1 protein-coding gene is annotated in these 1304 nt (G+C 70.6%); it reads left to right on the plus strand.

Features of this window, described 5'->3' with window-relative positions; all coding sequences use genetic code 11:
- A partial coding sequence (locus ACOVRJ_RS16840; RefSeq protein WP_422044991.1) for a transposase occupies positions 1 to 1158 on the plus strand: 1158 nt, incomplete at its 5' end.
- Positions 1159 to 1304: the final 146 nt, after the last annotated feature.

A 1304-nucleotide genomic window follows, 5' to 3' on the forward strand; every position in this document is an offset into this window, starting at 1 on the left:
TACGGCTACGCCAGCGGCGTGCATTCCAGCCGCAAGATCGAGCGGGCCACCTACGACTCGGTGGCGTTTCGGTTTGTGGCGGCCAACACCCATCCGGATCACGACACGCTGGCGACGTTTCGGCGGCGGTTTCTGCCCCAGGTCGAAGCGCTGTTCGTGCAGGTGTTGCTGCTGGCGCGCGAGATGAAGCTGCTCAAGCTGGGACAGGTGGCGCTGGACGGCACCAAGGTGGGAGCCAACGCCAGCAAGCACAAGGCGCTGTCGTGGGCGCATGCCGAGAGAATCGAAGCGCAGTTGCGCCAGGAGGTGCAGGGTCTGCTGGCGCTGGCCGAGCAAGCCGATGGCAGTGCACTGCCCGACGGCCTGGACGTGCCGGCCGAGATCGCCCGGCGCGAGACGCGACTGGCGGCCATCGCCCAGGCCAAAGCCAAGATCGAGCAGCGCGCCCAGGAGCGGCAGCGGCGCGAGCAGCAGGAGCACGAGGCCCAGTGTGCCCGGCGCGAAGCGGCGCGCGCTGCGGGCAAGAAGCCGCGCGGACGGTCGCCCGCGCCACCGGTGCCTGGCCCGCGCGCGACCGATCAGGTCAACCTGACCGACGAGGACTCGCGCATTCTGCCGGCGTCCGGAGGCGGTTTTGTGCAGGGCTACAACGCGCAGGCGGCGGTCGATACGGCGACGCTGCTGGTGTTGAGCACCCACCTGACCCAGGCCCCCAACGACAAGCAGCAACTGGCCCCGGCGCTGGAGCGACTCGGAGCACTGCCGGCAGCGCTCGGGCAGGTCGACACCGTGCTGGCCGACAGCGGCTACTTCAGCGCGGCCAACGTGGCCGCGTGCGAAGCCGCGGGGATCGTGCCGCTGGTGGCGCTCAAGCGCGAGGCGCATCACCTGCCGGTGCTGGAGCGCTTCGCCGAGGATGCGCCGCCGCCGGCGACCGACGATCCGGTGGTGCGCATGGCGCACCGGCTGGGTACGCGCGCGGGGCGGGCGCTGTATGCGCTGCGCAAACAGACGGTGGAACCCGTCTTCGGCATCGTCAAGCAGGTGATGGGTTGGCGGCGCGTGAGTCTGCGCGGCTTGGCGCAAGCGGCGGGCGAATGGACCCTGGCCGCGCTGGCGTGGAACATCAAGCGGCTGCACGTGCTGCGGGCGGCGTGAGGAGCGTCGAAATGCCCTCTGCGGCAACCTCATGCATCCCCACAGCCGCCGGTACCGTCGGCACTGAAGGCTTGCGGCGCCGCGCGACCGCGACCAAGCGCTCGTCCCCGCAAAAAAACCGCGCCCAGCCTCTCTGCCGAACCGCG

This window comes from Roseateles sp. (assembly GCF_049240545.1).
Classification (GTDB): Bacteria; Pseudomonadota; Gammaproteobacteria; order Burkholderiales; family Burkholderiaceae_C; genus Paucibacter_A.